We start from the raw sequence: 3,693 nt of genomic DNA on the forward strand, positions 1-3,693 counted from the left end.
GTTCAATATGCGGAGAGGCATATTCGGAAAACGAGTCATATAATACAACCAGATATACGAATGGTAATGACCGCCATCCGTGATACTGTTTCCTAAAAATACTGCTCTTTCACCCTCTTTAAAAGGTCTCACAGTTTGAGCAAAGGCAGTAGTATATGTCATACAAACTGCCGCAATCAATACAAAAAACTTCTTCATGTCTTAATATCTTTTTTTACAAATACTATAAGTTGATATACATTGTTTTATCTGTCTTTATCCGATTTATTCGCCTATTCATCATCCAGTTCATTTATTTATTGTCCAGTTCATTTATTTCAAGTTTCTCATTTTGAAATAAGCAAATTCCGCTGGCACATCTTCAGCACCGCAGTGAAGTAATCCCGGACGTTGCACTCTATCCCAACGAGTCAAAAAGGCTCCTTTTAAGGGAGTATCCAATACAGATTTCCATGTCTTTCCATCCTTACTTTCGTAGAAGTTGAAAATACAACCCTGTTCTACCTCCATCTTCAGATAAATGTCTTTATTAGTAGTGAGACTGGATTCATGGAGTATTGATTCTGAATTGTCTTTCAGCATTTTCAACTGCAATTTATTGCCTTTGACTCCCCAAGTTACCAAATTCTTATCATCGCCATACAAGGTTAATCCCTGCAAACTTTCATTCGTACGAATCACTTTGGTTTCACAACTATAGTGCGAAGATTGTGGACGCAAACATAATGCAGTACCCTGTTTATTGTCTTTTTTCGGAGTACCGGACAGGGAAAGTTTTCCTTTCTTTAATGCAATATTTACATCTGAATAAGGATAATTCCAAGTCCAGTCAATTTTCAATTTACTATCTTGAAAGCGATCTTCAAAGTCTGCAAGAGGCTTCTGCCGGGTTGTTTTAAAAGGCATGGGCTGCTTGGCAACGGCAATATTACCCGTTTTAAAACGCACCCAATGATCTGCTGTCACCTCCATTTCCTGTAGAACAGGTTGGCGTCCGTTATAGAAGTTTTCTCCTTTTAAATAGGCATGGCACAAATAAAACATTCTTCCATCGGGAGTCTTTACCGCTGTGCCATGACCACATGAAATATAGTCACCCTCACCTCCATGCAAAATGGGATTTTCGGCATATTTTTCATACGGTCCACAAAAGTTTTTGGAACGTGCCACATATACGTCGTAGTTACTAGAGGGACCACAGCAACCATGAGCCGAATACACGATGTAATAATAATCGCCTTGTTTGAAATGATATTGCCCCTCCATGCCTATCTCTTCCTCATCTACCAACAGGGAAAAAGGTTCGCCCTCCAAACGTAATCCGTCGGCAGAGAGTTTACTTCCCAATAGTTCTATCGGACGTTTGTCCAATCCATACGCTTTCCAGCTAATATACAATTGTCCATTGTCATCATAGATAAATGCATCAATGACCTCTGTTCCATACGTTATGATCGGACCATGATCGGTAAATTCATGCAAAGGAGAATCCGAGGTGGCTACTCCGATATAAGAAATTCCGGTGGTTTTCTGACGGGCAGTGTAGTAACAATAGACTTTATTATTGTGATAATATAGCTCTGGTGCCCAGAATGAATTTGAAGTCCAGGAGGGTTGTTTGGAGAAGATATGCCCCACCTGTTTCCAGTTGACCATGTCTTTGGATGTGAATACCGGGTAGAAAGGAGCCCACTCGAATGATGTTCCTGTGGCATAATACGTATCATCTATCCGGATCATGGACGGATCGGGCATGTCGCCCCGGATAACCGGATTCATAAAGTACTGTTGTTCTTGCGCCACAAGTTGTGGCGCAAGACAAATACCAAACAGAAAGGTTATGATCTTCTTCATGAACATTTCCTTTATTTTTTGAGAGGATCGTATACGGCAACGGCCACGCGAGAATCAGCACAGCCATAATAGAGGAACCACTTCTGGTTGTGAAATACAAGTCCCTCAATAAATACAGTTCCGGCAGGGTATTGTCCGCTTTTCTCAAAGTCTGATTCGGGAGTATAGAACGGTTTATCCAGACGATCGATCAGTTTGGTAGGGTCTTTACTATCAAACAGGGCTTGTCCGGCACAATAAGAATTCGCTGTATAAAGCGTATCTCCCTCTGCACCCGATTTGTTTTTTCCGTTATAAAGCAACAGGATTCCTTTATCTGTCAGGATAGCAGGAGGACCACACTCGGTCAGGTCACTGTCGAATTTACCCGGACGGGGTATCATGACTTTCAGGAATTCGCCGTTTTCATCCAACATTGGTTCCCAATTGACGAGGTCTGTGGAGGTAGCTACATTGACAAACTTTTCTCCCCAATACATCCAGTATTTCCCATCTATTTGGGCGATCACTTGTTTGCCGTCGACTAATTTAGTCAGGATAGAGGCAGACTTTGAGAATTCATCCAGAAATCTTCCATTATAGGCTTTGGCAAAAGCAGGTCCGTGTTTTTCCCAAGTTTGAAGGTCACGTGAGGTGGCCACTGCCAAACGTGCCTGTTTACGGTTCCATTGTGTGTAATGCATTACATAGAGTCCGTCTTCTGTTACGGCAACGCGCGGGTCTTCGCAACCGCCCGGATTCTCGAGTTCTTTCTGGCTATCGTCCGCCGGATAAAATACGGGAACAGACATTCGTTGGAAATGGATTCCGTCGTCGGAAGAAGCGTATCCTAAACGGGAAGTACGTGAACCGATACCGGTTGCCGAATTATCTTCAGCCCGATAGAGCACTACTATTTTTCCATCATAGATGGTGGCAGCCGGATTGAATGTATCGCTCGCCTCCCATGCCACTGAATCCTGCCTCATCGGACAATAGAAAATAGTAGTAGTATCAGGTGAAATAATTGGATTAACACCTTCCGGACGCTGGAAGTCCGCCCACGCCCAATCCGGAAATTCGGATGTTTGTTTCTTCTCGCCGCATGAAGTAACGAATGCGACAGCCATCAGTAGATAAGCTATGTTCTGTAGTTTTCTTTTCATTCTTACGTTTGGTATTAGTTATTAACCGACTTACTTTCTTCTTAAGGGAAAGAGGGAGGTATCACTTTAGTTCCCCATTTCACATCGGGTTTGGCCGAAGTAGCAAAATCAATAGTCCCACCATTATTAAGTTGATCCCAGTCTATCCATGTATTATCATACGGTTTGCCATTCAACTTCATGGATTTGATATAGATATTCTTTTCCGAACCGCCTTTTATCACTATATCTCCTTTCTTCAGATGAACTTTCACCGATGAAAAGATTGGTGTATTTACAGTAAAGCCTCCTATTCCCGGTATTTCGGGATAAAGACCGATACAGGCAAACACATACCAGGCACCCATCGTACCTAAATCATCATTGCCCGGCAGACCATCAATTTTACTTGAATATTGTTCATTCAATACACGGTTGATAATTTCCTGCGCTTTGTAGGGAGTTCCCACCCAGTTGTATATCCAGGGGATATGGAAACTCGGTTCATTGCCGGAAGCAAACCAGGCATCATTGTAGCCGGCATCCAGACGGGTGAAGAATTCGTCCAAACGTTTCTCTGCCGCGGCTTTTCCACCGATTATTTCAATCAGACCGGCAATATTGTAAGGCACCATCCAGAAATAATTCTTATAGGTCGATTCACGGAAGTCTTCAGTCAGAGGTTTCCACGAACCATCCGGATTACGTGATTGCA

At 42.6% G+C, this 3,693-nt stretch carries 3 protein-coding genes and 1 pseudogene; all 4 read right to left on the reverse strand.

Translation table 11 applies throughout. The features are described 5' to 3' along the window. Positions 1-198, reverse strand: a pseudogene (locus ACT8YW_RS22365) (hypothetical protein); the annotation flags it as partial. Positions 199-312: 114 nt separating this feature from the next. Beyond that, on the reverse strand, positions 313-1,854 hold the full coding sequence (locus ACT8YW_RS22370) for a family 43 glycosylhydrolase (RefSeq protein WP_444107193.1): 1,542 nt from the start codon (positions 1,852-1,854) through the stop codon (positions 313-315). 11 nt (positions 1,855-1,865) lie between these two features. Next, a complete protein-coding gene (locus tag ACT8YW_RS22375; protein ID WP_418701772.1) occupies positions 1,866-2,999 on the reverse strand; it encodes a glycoside hydrolase family 130 protein in 1,134 nt (377 codons plus the stop codon). 41 nt (positions 3,000-3,040) lie between these two features. Next, positions 3,041-3,693: glycoside hydrolase domain-containing protein (locus ACT8YW_RS22380; protein WP_444107194.1), on the reverse strand; the 653-nt coding region annotated here is incomplete at its 5' end.

It is taken from the genome of Bacteroides sp. (genome assembly GCF_052357945.1).
Classification (GTDB): domain Bacteria; phylum Bacteroidota; class Bacteroidia; order Bacteroidales; family Bacteroidaceae; genus Bacteroides.